At 51.0% G+C, this 16627-nt stretch carries 14 protein-coding genes; 5 read left to right on the top strand and 9 right to left on the bottom strand.

Annotated features, from left to right (window positions below; translation table 11 throughout):
• Window positions 1–8 precede the first annotated feature (8 nt).
• From SH580_RS03895 to SH580_RS03915, 5 genes are read right to left on the bottom strand one after another with little or no spacing between them, the layout of a single operon-like run.
• Window positions 9–896, bottom strand: a complete 888-nt coding sequence (locus SH580_RS03895; protein ID WP_319833704.1) for a response regulator — start codon at window positions 894–896, stop codon at window positions 9–11.
• Between the two features lie 24 nt (window positions 897–920).
• Window positions 921–3182 (bottom strand): 1,4-alpha-glucan branching protein GlgB, encoded by a 2262-nt coding sequence (gene glgB / locus SH580_RS03900; RefSeq protein ID WP_425607120.1) that lies wholly within the window; start codon window positions 3180–3182, stop codon window positions 921–923.
• Window positions 3183–3204: 22 nt separating this feature from the next.
• On the bottom strand, window positions 3205–4005 hold the full coding sequence (locus tag SH580_RS03905; protein ID WP_319833706.1) for an SDR family NAD(P)-dependent oxidoreductase: 801 nt from the start codon (window positions 4003–4005) through the stop codon (window positions 3205–3207).
• Between the two features lie 4 nt (window positions 4006–4009).
• The gene (locus tag SH580_RS03910) at window positions 4010–5506 is read right to left on the bottom strand and encodes a GH39 family glycosyl hydrolase (protein WP_319833707.1); all 1497 of its coding nucleotides are present in this window, start codon (window positions 5504–5506) and stop codon (window positions 4010–4012) included.
• A gap of 12 nt (window positions 5507–5518) precedes the next feature.
• Window positions 5519–6685 carry a mandelate racemase/muconate lactonizing enzyme family protein gene (locus tag SH580_RS03915; RefSeq protein ID WP_319833708.1) on the bottom strand — a complete coding sequence of 389 codons (1167 nt, stop codon included), beginning with the start codon at window positions 6683–6685 and terminating at the stop codon, window positions 5519–5521.
• Window positions 6686–6789: 104 nt separating this feature from the next.
• On the opposite strand from SH580_RS03915, the gene SH580_RS03920 reads away from it, so the two are divergent.
• On the top strand, window positions 6790–7659 hold the full coding sequence (locus SH580_RS03920) for a helix-turn-helix domain-containing protein (protein ID WP_319833709.1): 870 nt from the start codon (window positions 6790–6792) through the stop codon (window positions 7657–7659).
• Window positions 7660–7711: 52 nt separating this feature from the next.
• Complete coding sequence (gene rpe, locus SH580_RS03925) at window positions 7712–8371, top strand: ribulose-phosphate 3-epimerase (protein ID WP_319833710.1); 660 nt, start codon at window positions 7712–7714, stop codon at window positions 8369–8371.
• On the opposite strand, the gene SH580_RS03930 is transcribed toward rpe, so the two are convergent.
• The 4 genes from SH580_RS03930 to SH580_RS21970 all read right to left on the bottom strand — a co-directional run bounded on the left by SH580_RS03930 (window position 8368) and on the right by SH580_RS21970 (window position 13845).
• On the bottom strand, window positions 8368–8694 hold the full coding sequence (locus SH580_RS03930; RefSeq protein WP_319833711.1) for a DUF6172 family protein: 327 nt from the start codon (window positions 8692–8694) through the stop codon (window positions 8368–8370). The genes rpe and SH580_RS03930 overlap by 4 nt on opposite strands.
• Before the next feature lie 72 nt (window positions 8695–8766).
• On the bottom strand, window positions 8767–11754 hold the full coding sequence (locus SH580_RS03935) for an alpha-amylase family glycosyl hydrolase (RefSeq protein ID WP_319833712.1): 2988 nt from the start codon (window positions 11752–11754) through the stop codon (window positions 8767–8769).
• A 15-nt stretch (window positions 11755–11769) separates the two neighbouring features.
• Entirely contained in the window at window positions 11770–12564 is a 795-nt protein-coding gene (locus SH580_RS03940) for an HAD-IIB family hydrolase (protein WP_319833713.1), read from the bottom strand.
• 1167 nt (window positions 12565–13731) lie between these two features.
• Window positions 13732–13845 (bottom strand): GIY-YIG nuclease family protein, encoded by a 114-nt coding sequence (locus SH580_RS21970; protein WP_345786213.1) that lies wholly within the window; start codon window positions 13843–13845, stop codon window positions 13732–13734.
• 805 nt (window positions 13846–14650) lie between these two features.
• Between SH580_RS21970 and SH580_RS03945 the strand changes: the two genes are divergently transcribed.
• The 3 genes from SH580_RS03945 to SH580_RS03955 all read left to right on the top strand — a co-directional run bounded on the left by SH580_RS03945 (window position 14651) and on the right by SH580_RS03955 (window position 16619).
• On the top strand, window positions 14651–15223 hold the full coding sequence (locus tag SH580_RS03945; protein WP_319833714.1) for a hypothetical protein: 573 nt from the start codon (window positions 14651–14653) through the stop codon (window positions 15221–15223).
• Window positions 15224–15578: 355 nt separating this feature from the next.
• On the top strand, window positions 15579–15956 hold the full coding sequence (locus SH580_RS03950; protein ID WP_319833715.1) for a hypothetical protein: 378 nt from the start codon (window positions 15579–15581) through the stop codon (window positions 15954–15956).
• A gap of 69 nt (window positions 15957–16025) precedes the next feature.
• Window positions 16026–16619, top strand: coding sequence for a hypothetical protein (locus tag SH580_RS03955; protein WP_319833716.1), 594 nt, complete (start codon window positions 16026–16028; stop codon window positions 16617–16619).
• The last annotated feature ends 8 nt before the right edge of the window (window positions 16620–16627 follow it).

The following is a 16627-nucleotide window of genomic DNA, read 5'->3' on the forward strand; positions in this document are numbered from 1 at the left end:
AGCTGAGCTTACTTCAAATACGACTGCACCAATCGCTCGACTCGCTCCAAACGCAAGGGCTTCGACACGAATTCCGCCATGCCTAAACGCAAGCAGCGACTTTCAACATCTTCGCCCGTATTGGCGGTGACTGCGACAATGGGTGTATTTTTATTCAAGGTACTGTTGGTCACGATCTCACGCGTCGTGTCGAAACCATCCATGTTTGGCATGCTTAAATCCATTAGAATCAGATCAAATTTTTGTTTTTGGCAGGCACTGATTCCATTCAAACCATCGTCAGCGGTGTGAACCACCACCCCAAAGCGCTGTAACATTTTGAGTATGGTTAACTGATTGATTTTATTGTCCTCAACAATCAACACATGTGGCGCATCCCCCTCTATAATTGCAGCCTCTTCATCCTCACCCGCACACTCTGCTTCCAAATTATCAATGTCACGCAGCCCCACCGATACACCCAGTTGCTGGAGTGCGGGTGTCAGCATGTGTGCCGCATTTTTAACAAACTGCTGCTCGTCGGGGCTGAGCCGGTCAATCGGGTCACGCGACTCTAGGCAGAGCACTCCGATCAAATGATAATCCCAGAAAATACTTTCGCGTTGCAGGGAAAACATCCCCCGGTTTTGTCCGAAATACCCCTCTAGAGTCGACAAGTAATCCATCCGAATGGACTCCTCAGGCATGGGGTCCAATTGTTCAATCTGCCACTGAGCAATGGTGCAAATGCTAAGCTTGGACTCTTGCCATAGGCTCAAATAAGCCCGGTCTGCATTGACGCAGAGTGCAATGTGTTTCAAGGCACGTCGTAGCTGACGCTCACGGTCATACTGCGAGTCGGAGAGCAAGCGACTCAGTTGGAAAGTCGCTTTAATTGGGTCCAGTTGTTGAAACACGTCTAATTCTTTCTATTCTTTTGACTAGCCTTGATAACGAAAGAGGCTCATCGATTGTGGCGGCAAGTCGATTTTGATCGAGTATGGGCGTCCATCCCACTCGACAGGTTCTGCATGCACGCCACCATTGTTACCAAAACCAAGGCCACCATATTCCTTGGCATCCGTATTAAGGATCTCTTTCCAGAAGCCGGCATGGGGCACACCGACCCGGAAACCTTCACGTAAGACGGGCGTGAAATTCCCGACAGCAGCAATATCATCGCTCGCCTCCTTACCTCGGCGCAAAAAGGTTAAAATACTATTTTCTGCATCCGTGCAATTGATCCACTCAAAGCCCTTTGAGTCATTATCCCCCAAGGCTAAGCTCGGAATCTCTCGATATATTTTATTCAAGTCACGCACCACCATCTGTATGCCCTGGTGATCAGGATACTGCAGCAAGTGCCAATCCAGGCATTTATTGTAATTCCATTCTGAAGACTGTCCGAAGTCACTGCCCATGAAGAGTGTTTTCTTGCCCGGCCATATCCACATCAAACCATACAATAGGCGTAACTGATGCGCCTTATTTGAAATGGGCTCCCCTGGCATCTTAAGCAACATCGACTGTTTGCCGTGCACCACTTCGTCGTGCGAAAATACTTGGGTGAAATTCTCCGAATATTGGTAGAGCATGCCAAAGGACAGCTGGTGATGCTCATATTTACGATAAATCGGATCTTTTTGGAAATACGCGAGCGTATCGTGCATCCACCCCATATTCCATTTGATATCGAAACCGAGGCCGCCTTCCGTGGTGGGCTTCGTGACACCGGGGAATGAGGTCGACTCCTCGGCAATCATCAAGGTGCCGGGATAGTATTTGTGCACGAGGTCGTTGGTTTGGCGCAGAAACTCAATCGCTTCCAGGTTTTCACGCCCCCCGAATTTATTCGGGATCCACTGCCCTTCTTCACGCGAGTAATCCAGATAGAGCATCGAAGCCACGGCGTCGACTCGCAGGCCATCGATGTGGTAGCGCTCACACCAAGCCAACGCGGTCGCAATCAAGAAGCCACGCACTTCATTGCGACCATAATTGAAAATCAAAGTGCCCCAGTCCTGGTGGAAACCTTGCCGTGGGTCTGCGTGCTCATAAAGTGCTGTGCCATCAAATTGCGCCAAAGCAAAACTATCGGTCGGAAAGTGTGCGGGCACCCAGTCCATAATCACACCAATCCCATTCTGGTGCAGCGTATCCACTAAATACATGAAATCCTCAGGCCCCCCAAAACGATAGGTCGGCGCGAAGAAGCCGGTCACCTGATACCCCCAGGAGCCATCGAAGGGGTGCTCCGAAAGCGGCATAAACTCGACATGCGTGTAGTGCATGTCCTTCAGATACTCGACGAGCTCGTTGGCTAACTCACGGTAACCGAGTGGACGGGACGCATCCTCGACCACCGCTTTCCATGAGCCCACATGCATCTCATACACCGAGATCGGTTGATCCTTCCAAACCGTATTTGCACGGCGCTGAATCCAATCCGCATCCTGCCACTCGTAGTGATCCACATCGCAAATAATCGATGCATTATATGGGGGCGCTTCAAACGCCGTGCCATAAGGGTCCGTCTTGAGCAAGGGGAAGCCCTGCCGCGCACCAATCTCGTATTTATACTTCATACCTGGCTCCAAGCCAGGGATGAAGAGCTCCCAAATACCGGAAGCTCCCAAACTGCGCATCATGTGGTAGCGTCCATCCCAGTGATTAAAGTCACCCACCACCGATACGCGCTCCGCATTGGGCGCCCAGACCGCAAAGGATACGCCGAGCACGCCATTATGCGTGCGGACCTTCGCCCCCATCTTGCGGTGCACGAAGTGATCACTCCCCTCGCTGAATAAATAGACGTCGTCCTCAGAGAGCGTTGGCAAAAAACTGTAGGGATCGTAAAATTGGCGAATTTCCCCGTTATAGCGCTCGGTGCGCAGACGATATTGGAAAAAGTCACTACGATCTTCGATAATGCCCTCGAAAAGTCCATCCTTGGTCAAGCGTTGTAGCTGGTAACGTATGCTGTCGTCAGCCACATCGACCAATTCGCAGCTCTTGGCGTCGTCTAAATACGCGCGGACGATTAAACAATTCTTTTTACCTTTTTTGTGTGGGTGCATTCCCAACACTCCGTGGGGTTGGGCACATTTGACAGCAGTGATGGATTCAATTTCTTTTTGGGTAATTTTCACGAGCTCGATTGAATGCAATCTAATACAACATGCAAGTCTCTTACATGGGTGCATAGATTCCAATCACAGGAATCGCTCAAACTCCAATATCCTTAGGCAATTGCTGTATGCCCATACCGCCATCCAGCACCAATTGGGCGCCCACCAGCGTCGGGGCGCTCGCAGAAGCCAGGAACAACACCGTCCTAGCAATCTCTTCCTGCGAGCTAGGTGCAGCCGTCGGCACGTTTTTCCGACGGCGCGCTTCAACCCCTTCCGCGAGGTGATTCCAGCGCTCGGTCCACACATAACCAAGCACTAGGGAATTCACACGCACTCCAAAACCGGATAGCTCTTGTGCCATCGCACGCGTCATACCATCCAGCGCCGCCTTACTGATGTTATAGGCACTGCGCCCATGAATACCTTGATGCCCCGCGAGCGATGATATGTTTACGATCGCCCCCCCGCCCTGTTTTTTCTGATGTTGGGCGGCGAGTTGACAGCAGCGAAACGCGCCAAAGAGATTGACCTCCATCACTTCTCTGAAGAATTCCGGGCTCTGCCCGAGAAAGCCGTCTTCATTGATTCCGAGATGCGCCGCATTATTCACCAATACATCCGGCATCCAGCCCTGCGCCGCCAAGTGTGCAAACGCGGCATCGATCTCGGACGGCACCGACAGGTCAAATGCCAATTGAAGCAACTCAGCTTCGGGATACTCAGCTTGCAAGTGCTCATATGCACTCGGCACATTGGCCTCAGAGCCGTGCAAGATCACTCGCGCGCCGGCTTCCACAAAAGCGGCTGCAATGGTGAGACCGAGATTACGAGAGGAGCCCGTGACCAGCACGGTTTTGCCAGTAAATGAAAGTAATGCGGTGGTATCAATTTTCATGCGATTAAATCGACGGGAAGAGTGATTTGTCAGTGAGAACTAGTGGATAATCCGTTAAAGGAATTCGGAAACGAGTGCCCACATGGGCATCATCACAGATGAAGGGCTCCGCAAAGGCGGCCACCTCATGCACCTGTCCAGTCATCAGGTCGAGCAAGACAGGATGCTCAAACGTGAGCTCTGAGTCAGCCCAGAAAACGAGGTCCATCTCGCGAGCGGGCTTCTTCTGTTGAGGATCTTCGGTATTCCAAAAGGCCAACAAAGGCACGCCCTCTCGCACAAAAGAGACCGCCATCGGAGTCGCCAAGACGGCGCTCTGCTGCGGATGCGCTTCGTCAGGATTCATAAAGCGATAGAAGAGCTCGCGCTGTTCACTGGCGTCGTCAAAGAGTGAGCAGACACGCTGAAAGACTTCAAAGGAATACTTCGGCTCGTAAGTCGCGCCATTAATCAAGCCCATCATCACAGGCATCTTCACTTCGCCACCGGCTTGGCGATATGGACGCCCCATCAGATCGATCGCGTGAAAATACAAGGCCATATCGAAGCCGGTCTTTAAATCGACCAGAATACGGCGCGCCACCCACTTGGCCTGCACCACCTGGTCGGTGGCATAGAGCCCGAGCCAATCGTCATTGTGTCCCTCCGTTTGCGAAGGACAGCCGTTCTCGCCTTGCCAGACATCGATGGCCTTACCGCCCGAGTATTGCTTGAGCATCCGGCGCACCAGGTCGTGCATATTCTGCAAGTTAGCCTCCGGCACCGACTGGTAAGGATGAAAAGAGAACACGTCGATGGCGTCCGTCAAACCGGCCTTTAATGCCGCTTCCAAAAAGGGAGGGTCCATCTTCGACATGGCTCCACCTACGATTTTCGCCTCCGGAATGGATTGGCGCACAGCGGCGGCGGTCACCTTGACCAGTTCGGCATACTCCGCGCCGTTGGGCTTCGATGGATGCCAGAACTGGGGAATGTTGGGCTCGTTCCAGACTTCCCAGTAGCGCACGCGCCCACGAAAGCACTTGGCCAAGGCACGCACATAATTATCCCACGCCTCGCGCACCGCATCTCCGTAGTAGAGCGGCACATGCCCCACCGCTGACTCATGCGGCACATCAGGCATGTAGAGTTGATTGCCGAAAGTAATCGAGAAAAAGGGCTCGACCCCCACCGCCAAGAGCTGATCTACGATCTCCTCCAACCAGGTAAAGTCATAGATCCCCACTTCAAGCTCACAACGACTCCAGCCCGTTTGCACACGGGCCCATTTGGCACCAAGCTTTTCCAGCAGCGGATACACTGGCTCCGGATCAAACATGAAGCGATCCAGGGTCTCAAAGCCGACACCGATTTTTGACGACTTGATCTCCGTGGCCTTGCGTACGGACATCTTTCCTAGCACTGGCATGCCACAGGCAGCAAGATCAGTGAGTTGTTCTTGTTTCAGTTTCGGCACATCTTGCACCTCAACAAAGCGGGAGGGATTTAATTCTGTGGTCATAGTGGTGGCGCTCTATTTTTTGAAGATAAACCCGCTGTCCTTGGGGCGGATGTCCGTTAAGGTGCCCTTGTAGTGACGCAGGTCATGCGCCTGATAGGGGTGCGCTTTCATCGCTTCGATATCGATTTCGACACCTAAGCCCGGCACTTGCGGAATCGTCAGGCAACCATCCTCGAAGCCCGCTTCTTCTTGTGCAATCTCCGTGCGCCAGTTCACATCGGTCGCCATGGTTTCCAGGCGACGGATGTTCATCGTCGAGGCCGCAATGTGCAGTGTCGCCGCATTCGCGACCGGACCACAGGGGTTGTGCGGGCAACATGGCAAGAAATAGCCTTCGGCAGTTTCGGCGATTCGCTTCAGTTCCGACATGCCCCCCACATGAGTGACGTCCGGCTGCGCAAAGTCCGCACAGCGTGACTCAAAAAACGAGATGTAGTCCCAGCGGCTATACAAGCGCTCCCCCGCTGCAATTGGCACGCGACTGCGACGACGCACATCTGCCAGCGCTTCCAAATTACCCGGCGGAAGCGGCTCTTCAAACCAGCCCACATTATGCGCTGCAATCATATCTGCCGCACGCACCGCGGTCGGAACATCAAAGCGACCATGTCCTTCAATCAAAAGCTCCGCCTTACCATCCACCACCTCTGCCACAGCGGCCACACAGGCTTCAGCCTTTTTCAACTCCGCGGGCGTCAGTTCCAAGTAGGCCGCACCAAAGGGGTCCCACTTCAGCCCCTTATACCCGGCTTCCATCGCAAGCTTCGCTTTTGCCGCAAACTCCTCCGGCTCCTTCGCACCCGAAAACCAGGCGTTGGCGTAGCAGGTTATACGATCACGCACCGCACCACCAAACAGCTCATACACAGGCACCCCCAGGGCCTTGCCTTTAATATCCCACAGCGCCATTTCCAAGGCACCGAGTGCCGACATATAGACCGGCCCGCCACGGAAATACACTTCACGGTTCGCCTCATCCCAGATCGACTGAATCTCAAATGCATTGCGCCCGATCACATTACGCGCGATTTCCAGCATCGCTTCGACCACCGTCTTTTCACGATATTCCAATGAGGCCTCCCCCCACCCGTAAACACCTTCGTCGGTTTCCACTTTCAGGAAGACCCAATTGGTGCGAAAGCAATCGCAAATGTAAGGAGTAATCGCAGTAATTTTCATAATCAGTAAACTTTAGTGTAAAAACAGGTAAGCTGCTCGTTCGCCCCTCAGATAACAACATTATGCGATTTACAGCCGTTCGCATAAAGTTAACAAATATGTGCATGCCGACTTCCAACGACACAGCCCAGCCAGCCAATTGGCACGCCCTACACCCGAGTCTGGAACGCTGCTACATCGGCCCACCACAAGGCAAGTCAGGCACCTTTCCCGGCACCGTGTTTACCTTGTGCAAACTTCTCGCCGGCGCAGCAACAATGAGCAAAGACGGCCATCAAATCGAAACCGACTCCCAAACCGAGACCTGGATACTCTGCTCCCCCGGCACGCGAACCCAACACTTTAGCGACGATGCGAAAATCATCTCCATCCACATCTCGCTGGGTAACCCACAAAACGGAGCCGAATGGACGGGTGCCCCCCTGATTTGTGTGCCCACCGAAGCCGCAGCCGAAGCCACCCTTGCCCGTTTAGTTCACTGTCAGCCATTACAGGCCTGCTCCCCACGACAGCGACTTGATTTACAAAGCTTGGAGCTCCCCATCACCGCGCATCTGGAACTACAGCAACACAGCCTGGAACTATTTAATTGGGCCCTCCAACTCGCCAGTCGCCACGGCATGCACTATCAAGTGCCCCGCATTCAGGACCCACGTGTGCAAAACAGTCATCAAACACTTGCCAGTCTCAGCATCCGCCAAAGTTTTTCACGCCAGGAACTCGCCGCCCAAGAGGGGCTCACCGCCGGACAACTGGACCGCCTCTGGCGCGTAGAGCTGGACATCACGCCCAATCAATATCGTGACCGCCAACGCCTCACCTATGCCTGCGAACAACTCCGCCGCAAGGAGATCCCGATCAAAGTCATCGCCGCCGAACTCGGCTTCCGCCATCTCTCCCAATTTTCCAACTGGTTCAACAGCCGCCACGGCGAATCCCCCCGCAGCTTCCGCAAGCGCCCCGGCACCAGTTAGATTTAGATAAAATCCTTTTGCCTAATGGCACTTTTAACGCTCAATGGCCGTCATGCCTAGCCCACATCAGACTTTACTCGCTCCTTCCATCCTCGCTGGTGACCACGCCAACCTTCGCAGCAGCCTTAAGGTGATCGAAGAGGCAGGCCTACAGTGGGTGCACCTCGACATTATGGATGGTCACTTTGTGCCAAACCTAAGTTTTGGCCCGCAAACAGTCAAAGCACTGCGGCCCGACTCACAGCTCTTCTTCGACGTTCACTTGATGCTGGATAATCCGCACCTCTACATCGATGCCTTCCTGGATGCGGGTGCACAGCAAATCACCATCCATGTGGAGCCAGACTATCCCGTCGCCGACACACTTGCCTACATAAAATCCAAAGGCTGCAAATGTGGCGTGGTGCTCAATCCAGACACACCCGCGGAGGACGCGAAGGAGTTTTTACCCGCCTGCGACATTGTACTGTTAATGACTGTGCAGCCGGGCTTCGGTGGACAGAGCTTTCGCCATGATGTGCTACCCAAAATTGAGCAATTCGATGCCTGGCGCAGCGAACTCGGGCTAAACTATCGCTTAGAGATCGATGGCGGCGTGGACCTACAAACGGCTCCTCTATGCACCCAACGCGGCGCAGATTCCTTGGTTGCTGGGACCGCATTTTTCAAAGCCGCCGATCAGAGCGCATTCATCCAAAAGGTCACCTGCTAAACGTCGCGAGCGCTCGCGCCTGAGCCCTCGGGGCGGACGGCCTTCGTCTGCCGCTTCATCGCCTTGGAGATCACTTCCACGTAAACGCTTTCACCCCCCTGCTCCAGCGCTTGCCCGATCGCCTGCGACAAGGCACTCACATGCACCACCACCGCAGTCTCGGCTGTGATCCCCGCTTTGCAGTTGAAATCCCAAAAGTCCTGCCCTTCTGGTAACTTCTTCTTACGCTCGCGCTTGAGGTATTTATTCACCTCTGCGCGAATCGAGTCGACCAAGCGTTCGGGTTGGATTCTGTCATGTGTCAGAGGGAATGTTTTCTTCATAAGCAGACAAAGCCTCTAGCCAATCACATGAAAAGCAACCGCTAACTCTAATTGACCGCAGTTTCCCGCCGCCTACGCTTTATTCGAAATCCATACGCAACTATAGGGCTCTAGCACAATTTCCCCTTCGAGATCATTGTAGCTTTGGCCACTAATCAAATCACACCAAGTCTCCGTCGCGATTAGATTCAACTCCACCAATGGTATCGTTTGGCGTTGGTCGGATATGTTATTTAAGGCAAACAAAGATTGATCACGGTTCAAGCTCTCGCGCCAGAATGCGAATACCTGATCCGAGAAATGCAATGTATACTGAGTGGCATTTGGATGAAAAGCAGCTTGCTTGCGGCGAATCTCAATCAAGCGTTTCATCTCAGCGAAGACAGCCTTGTGATGACGCCCATCGTCTTCCAGTGCAGCGTTGAGCTCGTCGACTGGCCATTGGTAGCGATTGATCGTACGGGCACGGCCGGTTTGTGCCATGCCCTCGCGATTATTCTCTGTGCCGAGTAGACTATGGATATAAATCGCCGGCAAGCCCTCCAGAGCCAACATAATCGTATGCGCACAGATGTAACGCGCAGTTTGCAAACCATCGGCCTCCCCGCCGATGGTCTTGGCCATCGCACTGTAAAGCGAGATATTAGCCTCATACGGCGTGAGCTCCCCTTCGGGGGTGCGACGCATCGAAATCTCACCGCCACTATCACGCAAGTTAGCCACCAAGTCGTCCAACTCTTCGGCGGACAGCAGCCCCTCCGCCGGGCGCAGTCCTATGCCATCATGCGAAGCGATAAAGTTCAGATAGGCCCGCCCGCGACGGGCCGGCGGCATAGACATCATCCAGGTCTTTAAGTGCTTACAATTGCCACTCAAAATCGAGTTCAACAACAAGGGCGGCAGCGAAAAGTTATAGATCAAATGCGCCTCGTTGTCGTTGCCAAAGTAACTGAGATTCTCGCGGTTAGGCACATTTGTCTCTGTGATTAAAACTGCAGTGGGCTCTAAGTTTTCGATCACGATGCGCAATAACTTAATCAACTCGTGCGTCTGTGGCAAATGCACACAATTCGTGCCCGACTCTTTCCAAAGAAAAGCAATCGCATCCAAGCGGAAGTAACGAATCCCCTGCTCTACATAGTGACGAATGATACGCACGATCTCATAAAGCACCTCTGGATTCTTGTAATTCAGATCGACCTGATCCTCGCTAAAGGTACACCATACATGCTTCGCGCCATCGACTGTTTTGACCTCGGTCAATAGCGGCGTGCTGCGCGGACGGACCACCATCGAGAGATCTTCATAGTCAGTGCCCTCGATAAAATAATCACGACCGGGGTCGCGGCCTTTTAGGAAGTTCTGAAACCAACGGGACTGACTGGAGCAATGATTGATCACCAAGTCGGCCATCAGGTCAAAGTCCTCCGCGATCGATTGCAAGTCCTCCCAAGTGCCCAGCTTCGAGTCGACGGCCTTGTAATCAATCACCGAAAAACCATCGTCCGAACTATAAGGGTTAAACGGCAAGACGTGCACTGCGCTCAAAGTGTCCCGCAGATCTCGCACCAGAAAATTCTTTAATTCACGCAGAGGCTTGCGCGTTTCACTGATAATCGAGTCACCGTAGGTGATCATCATGATGTCTGACTGATCCCACTTACTGGTCCCCAATGCCACCGGCGCGACTTGCTCGGACATATGAGCCGCTTCCAATAAATGATCTGTAATCTCTTCGACACGCTCGGCACCGTAAATTTCGTTCACGTGCAAGGCCACACGCTGACGCACCCGCTGCGTCTTAGGGTGCAGCGCAGGATTCACGACGATCTCAGACCCGAACTCCTGACGATCATCTTCGACCGCTTCTTTGATCTGGTGCAAAATGTCAGGCACCGCCGCAATCACTCGTTTCCAACTTGGCATAAACGGCACATCCATCGACTTGCTCGGATCCAAAAATTCCTCGCCAGCGTTGAGAATGTTTTCGGCAAAGACTTCAACCGCCGATCCCTCGGTGTGACGATCGAACTTGAGCCCATTAATCATAGCATCACTGTGGTAGCTATCCACCAAGTCCAGTGCGATGCGGAAATATGCAGCCTTAATCGTGCGCACATGCTCATGCGAAAAGACCTGCCCCTGCGTTGCCATCTTACGATAGAGCGATTTGGTAATATCACAACTCATCTTAGACAGCCCGCGACTGCGATCTTCCAAAGATAAGTCTTGATGCTTGTGATCATACGTGTCCGCCACATCCACTTGGCAAATCTGGTTGGTCGAATAGTTGCGCTGCATCTCTGAAAGCACCCCCATCTCCAAGCCCCAATCGGATGGAATACGGATGTCTTCAATCACGTCACGTTGCATAGAAAATTCCCCGGCCAATGGGTAGTGAAAACTGTCCAGGTAGTCCAAGTATTCATTCGCACCGCAAACCTTCTTCAATGCCCGAATAAGTGGCGTGACTAATAAGCGACAAACCCGTCCATTCATCGAATTGTTAGCCACACGCGCATAGTAACCCTTGCAAAACTTATAACTAAAGGAAGGATTGGCCACCGGATAGATCAAGCGGGCCAGCATATCACGCTTATAAGTCGTAATATCGCAGTCGTGCAGCGCCACCGCCTCCGCCTTGCCAGCCGCCAGCACATAACCAAACATATACCATACGTTACGGCCCTTGCCCATCTCCTTAGGTGCCAGCCCCTTTTCCTTCAATAAGGCATCAATCTTACGCAAACGCGGACCGTCGTTCCACAGCACTTCCGGCTGTTGCGGTAAACGGCTGAAAAAGTCCAACGCGTGCCGATACTCCGCTTCATTCGCGCGGTCCAGCCCCACCACAATCTGATCCAAATAGGGAACCTCCGCAAGCTCATCGAGTATCGACGAGAGCGCAGGCATCTGCAGCTCTGAATATAATGAAGGCAAAACCAGCGCCATCGGTCGACGCTTGCGGAATTGCATGAGATCCGCCTCAAGCTTTTCCAGCGGACGGTTGTTAAGCTGATGCAGTGTCGTGATCAGTCCGTGTTGATGAAAATCTCCCATAGGTAATGTAGGTATTTAGCAGTATTCGTCTAAGATAGTTAAAACCGCCGCATTCCAACCTTTAGAGGTCGGATACGGGGCATGCACCACACGCGGTGCATTGGGTGTAATATGTGGACCATCCACATGTGGAATCACAACCGCGATATCCGCAGCTTCCAACATGGCCGTATCGTTGGCACTATCGCCGAGTGCCACCAGAACCCAATCTACATCGGGTTCGCGGTCTTGATAGTATTTCAATGCGGCCGCCGAGCCGTCAGCCTTGTCGGCGCTGCCCATCAAATGCCAAAAACGCCCCCCTTGCAACATACGGATGCCATGGCTGGCTAGCGCATCCGCAAAAGCCAATCGATGCAATTCCGTATCATTCCACGTAATCGGCTCCGTCGCCAAGCGTGAGCGCGAGCGTTGTGCTTGCGGTACCGAGAGTCCCGTGCGTTCGGCCAATTCCTGATCCGTCCAGTCGGCAAAGCCCTCAAAACGATAGCCCAACTGCCGCCGCAAATCGTGCGCAGCCAGTAAAATTTCGCTACGCGGAATTCCCTTAATCTCCACCGAATAATCCCCCGGGCGTTCTTTTCGAATCGCCAGCAAGCCACCATTTTCCGCCACGATCGGCGAATCCAAATCCAACGCCTTGGCTAAATCTTCCATTTCAGCCAATGTCTTACTCGAATTCAAAACCAAGGGCACACCCAAATTCCGCAAACGCAAAATCGCCGGTGCCGCTTGAGCCCACGAGTAACTATGGTCCAAAAAAGTTGCATCCAAATCAGTGACAAAGAGTAGTTTTTTTTGCTGCCCCATCCGACTCAGAATGCCCGGTCAATATTCCGCAGAACTTGCACCCTCACAAAAGCAGGCCGCAATCCATGTGCCTCTCTGCGCCGAAGCCGCAAAGAAAGCTGTTGAACAAGAATTCGCAGGTAAAAAGAAAACATGAATCATCACAGAGCAACTACCATGCCAGTTCGTAAAACAGCACGCAAGCCCCCCGAAGAGAGAGCCCCAAGCCAGGCCAATCGCAGCCGCAAGCAACAATAATAGCCCACACCCCAAACAAACGCCCCACAGCCAATCAAATACAATCCCCTACATTCGATGTTCGACCTTCCCCGTATCCACCCCGCAAACATTCGACGTTCAATGTTCAATGTTCCCAGCGTTCCATCTTATACCAATTCTAGAATAGTTTGATCCATTAGGAATTAACCGGTAGCGCAGCTCTGTATCGGACCACATTTAAGGAGATTTTGAGTCTTGATTGAAGCATGGGTAGGGAGCTTTCGCCGAAAGCGCCGTCTTCCAGATGATAATTTTGACCCGTATAAATCGTCACCGCCAGGCGATCCCACGTGGCGAATGGCAGTTTTGGCAAAACAGCCCTACCATATAACGAACTCTCTGAGTGCCTCTTGCAGGAGAGCCATTCGGCCTGTCTCGGAGAGCATCAGACGTTCGAGACAAATCGCCAACAGAACCTGAATACGCACAGAGAAGGTGCTGCGATACCGGTTCAAACATTCTTAGAAATGGTATTACGCACCTCGCGCAGGAAAAAGACACCCGCGTTCAAAGCCTGTCGCTGCGTCCCCGCCGCCACGCCTTCCTCCACCGCCCGCGTAAAAGGCTATGTGCGCGTAGTCTCACGTGACTTCGCCTCACGCGGTCACGCGACACCGATGCGCTGCGAAATAATGCTTCAACTGTCTCTTCAAAAACTTTCGTCCACCACCACTTTTTAAAAAGCGTTCTCTTCCCTGAGCATCTTCCCGGATAGTATACGCCTCATAATAAATGAGCTTCCAAGGTCTTCGAAAAGAAGTCGCTTTTGCTTCACCAGTATTATACCCATTCGAAAAAAGTTTGGTCCTAATAGATATGTCTTTTGTAACCTCGGTTCTCGGAACCGGGGCGATGCCGATCACCCCCCGAAACAAAGTTTCGAGGCTAGGCAAAGGCCAATCTTATAGATCATATATTCTTAGAAGTGGTATTATGCTCAAATAGACGGCAACGCAAATTGCCAGTATAACCGATGTAAAGCCCCTGATCGAGTTGAGACTGCAGCACGTAAACATAGAACATAACCGATCATCCCTAAAAGAATAACCGCCGCCTGCCACGTGAGCTCTGCTCTTTACGTGGTGAGGCGAAGCCTTTTTACGCCCCCAATACCTCAGCCCAACGAGGAAAATGTATGGTTTTCATAACAAATTTACTAGTGCTCAAACATTTACTTACTAGCAAGCGAAAACTCATTGAGTGCACGAATCGCCGGAAACGGGACATCGACTTACAGCATCCCAACTTACACAATTCACCTACATACAGCAACTTACAACTCGATCGAGTAGCGTAAGTCCTTTTTCATAAAAAGTGTTATCATTCACTCAAAGACATAACTATCGAAATCGAGCAAACGACCGACAAATCACTGCATTTCATCAAACGAAGTAAACCATGGACCAAAAACGCTCTATTCCGCTAAAACACTGACCTTGCAGAGGAAATGGCACTACAAATCCTCAAAACCTGAGTGCACGAATCGCCGGAGTTGATAACTATCCATAAATTCGACAACAAATCCACTAGATACTATAAATCAAATACTTATACATCAAAACAAACAGTTACTGTGGGATTCATCAAAAAGTGTTATCATTCACTCAGATTCAAAAACCACCGCTGAGTGCACGAATCGCCGGAAACAAAATCTTGATATTACACATAATTTTGACTTACCTACTGACTATTCAGTCAACCGCAATCCCCCGACAGAACTAAAGCCTCAGTCATACAAATCAAACGGTTCCATCGAAAAACACCTCACAATCAAACAAAACACCAACCCGAGTTATCATTCACTCAGTGAATGATATAACACTGATAGATGAAATTAATTATCCCAATACTGTTTCTAGCTTCAGTCGTAGTGGCGATGTCGAGCGAAGACCCGTTTGATTCCGAAGCCCATCGCACCCAAGCAGCAGTTTTGAAACTATTGGAGATTCAAGACGAAAAAGAATTGTCAGTAGCGATTGAACAAGGGATCGCTGAACACGGACCTAATTTCATATCCCAGAAATTCTATTGGATCGAGGACCATCTGCGTGGAGCATTTAAGCTACTCGCCATGGAGAAAGAAGAATGGAAGAAATTTTCACAGCTTTTTCTGAATTACGAGCAACTGAAAGAATCTACCCCTAGTGAAAAATGGATAGGTGCTGTGCTTAACGGTGAGCCACTCGAAGGAGTTGATTCATTTTTGAGAGCAGAAGGGAAGTATAGCTACCGTATCGATGAGATTTGGATGAATCGAAACCGCGACAAGATTGTCGTTTTTTATGACCAGCGCCCCGTCGCCCATCTCGGCCATTCATGGGGTCACCTCCTCCTTCTAAAACACAACGGATCATGGGTCATTGCTCGTGACTTCACCGAAGGGACGGTCATTGGCCTGTAAAATGAAAGATCTATCCAGTCGCACCTATCAACTCCTTTCGCGCTCCGCGCTTCAGTCGCGATAGTGTTCTACGATATATAAAAAAAATAAGATTCGATGCGTTAGGGGAAGTCTGATTATTTTGAGGGAAAGAGAAAAAGGAAATCGATCATGCTGAAAGAATATCCCCAGTCAGACTTAGCCGAGTCGGCTTGAAAAAGGAAAACAAAAGACTAAACCCAAACAGCCACAAGCGATCATAAAGCATGCCATTCAGAACCACTACCCCACCACTTCCAGTCGGATATATCCAGACGAGTGGTCAACTCCGTTCGTGCCTCACTTCGTGAGCACTCTCCACGTTCAGTAAATAAATATGAATGCTCACCATCCAAAGTCCAATCTGGCAAGAGCTTGGTCGTTAGTGAAACAATTCCTGACCATAAAAGCACTATTTCTATTCCTATTACAATTTCTCGTGTGGGTGAAAGTGTTATACCGATGGCTTCTGGAAAGAAGCATCCTATTTGAAGGAATAGCAATCCTGCTAGCGTTTGAATTGCTCGTGCTGGTAGTGATCCTTTCGTGGCGTATGAAAAGAGAAAATAAGCAGCAGGGAGAAGAAATAAATCGGTTAAAACCATATGAAAAAGAAGCTGAGGATAAAGAACATCAAGAAAGACTGAAGTATGATAAAAAATACATGAAAGAGACCGAGCCTGAGTTATACAGGGCGTTAGGAAACAAGGACTGAACCAGTCGGATCACTCAATGAGGTTCGCTGAAGCTCACTCACGAGTGTCCTCTACGTTCTGAAATAATTATGAAACAAAATTGGATTATACCCCTGATTGCTGCGACTCTCTTGATGGTTGGCTGCGATAATAACAAAACGGAAATCCTCAGCACGAGTGAGCTTGCGCGGGGGCTCAATTTGATCGTAGCTCAGCTAGAACTCCCAAAGGAGTCTCAGGAGAATCGGGAGCAATATTTCATTCTGCACGAAACCTCTGAAGGGCGCGATTCCTGGGGGACAGCCTTTAGGTCTCCACAGCCTGGAGGCACTGTAAAGCTTCTTGGAGACCCATACTCCAAATTGTTGACTATCCTTTTAAATGACGGCAGTTCGAGAAAACTTGGTCTCATGGAAAACAAAATGTATGAATGTAATGATGGATGGCCAGTGGGACACATTCAGGTTGGACATTATGTTGTCATATATGCTGATTCGCAGGAAGGGTTATTGGCGGCGCAGCCAAATTTTGCATCATTCTATGATGAAGAGCAGCAAAGAAAAGCTGAAGCTTCCAAATGGTATCGTATTTCTTTTGTTGCTGCATCCGACGTTCCTGAGGATGCCCCAGATTACGTCCATCAAGTAATCCAGCAATTAATCCAGCACTCAAACCAGAACTAGGCAGGATA

The sequence above is a fragment of the Coraliomargarita algicola genome (assembly GCF_033878955.1).
Taxonomy (GTDB): domain Bacteria; phylum Verrucomicrobiota; class Verrucomicrobiia; order Opitutales; family Coraliomargaritaceae; genus Thalassobacterium; species Thalassobacterium algicola.

Excerpts from the sequence above, each read along its gene's own strand:
- glgB (WP_425607120.1), bottom strand. The coding sequence starts at position 3,182 with ATGCACCCATGTAAGAGACTTGCATGTTGTATTAGATTGCATTCAATC.
- SH580_RS03905 (WP_319833706.1), bottom strand. The coding sequence starts at position 4,005 with ATGAAAATTGATACCACCGCATTACTTTCATTTACTGGCAAAACCGTG.
- SH580_RS03910 (WP_319833707.1), bottom strand. The coding sequence starts at position 5,506 with ATGACCACAGAATTAAATCCCTCCCGCTTTGTTGAGGTGCAAGATGTG.
- SH580_RS03915 (WP_319833708.1), bottom strand. The coding sequence starts at position 6,685 with ATGAAAATTACTGCGATTACTCCTTACATTTGCGATTGCTTTCGCACC.
- SH580_RS03920 (WP_319833709.1), top strand. The coding sequence starts at position 6,790 with ATGCCGACTTCCAACGACACAGCCCAGCCAGCCAATTGGCACGCCCTA.
- rpe (WP_319833710.1), top strand. The coding sequence starts at position 7,712 with ATGCCTAGCCCACATCAGACTTTACTCGCTCCTTCCATCCTCGCTGGT.
- SH580_RS03930 (WP_319833711.1), bottom strand. The coding sequence starts at position 8,694 with ATGAAGAAAACATTCCCTCTGACACATGACAGAATCCAACCCGAACGC.
- SH580_RS03935 (WP_319833712.1), bottom strand. The coding sequence starts at position 11,754 with ATGGGAGATTTTCATCAACACGGACTGATCACGACACTGCATCAGCTT.
- SH580_RS03940 (WP_319833713.1), bottom strand. The coding sequence starts at position 12,564 with ATGGGGCAGCAAAAAAAACTACTCTTTGTCACTGATTTGGATGCAACT.
- SH580_RS21970 (WP_345786213.1), bottom strand. The coding sequence starts at position 13,845 with ATGTTCTATGTTTACGTGCTGCAGTCTCAACTCGATCAGGGGCTTTAC.
- SH580_RS03945 (WP_319833714.1), top strand. The coding sequence starts at position 14,651 with ATGAAATTAATTATCCCAATACTGTTTCTAGCTTCAGTCGTAGTGGCG.
- SH580_RS03950 (WP_319833715.1), top strand. The coding sequence starts at position 15,579 with ATGAATGCTCACCATCCAAAGTCCAATCTGGCAAGAGCTTGGTCGTTA.
- SH580_RS03955 (WP_319833716.1), top strand. The coding sequence starts at position 16,026 with ATGAAACAAAATTGGATTATACCCCTGATTGCTGCGACTCTCTTGATG.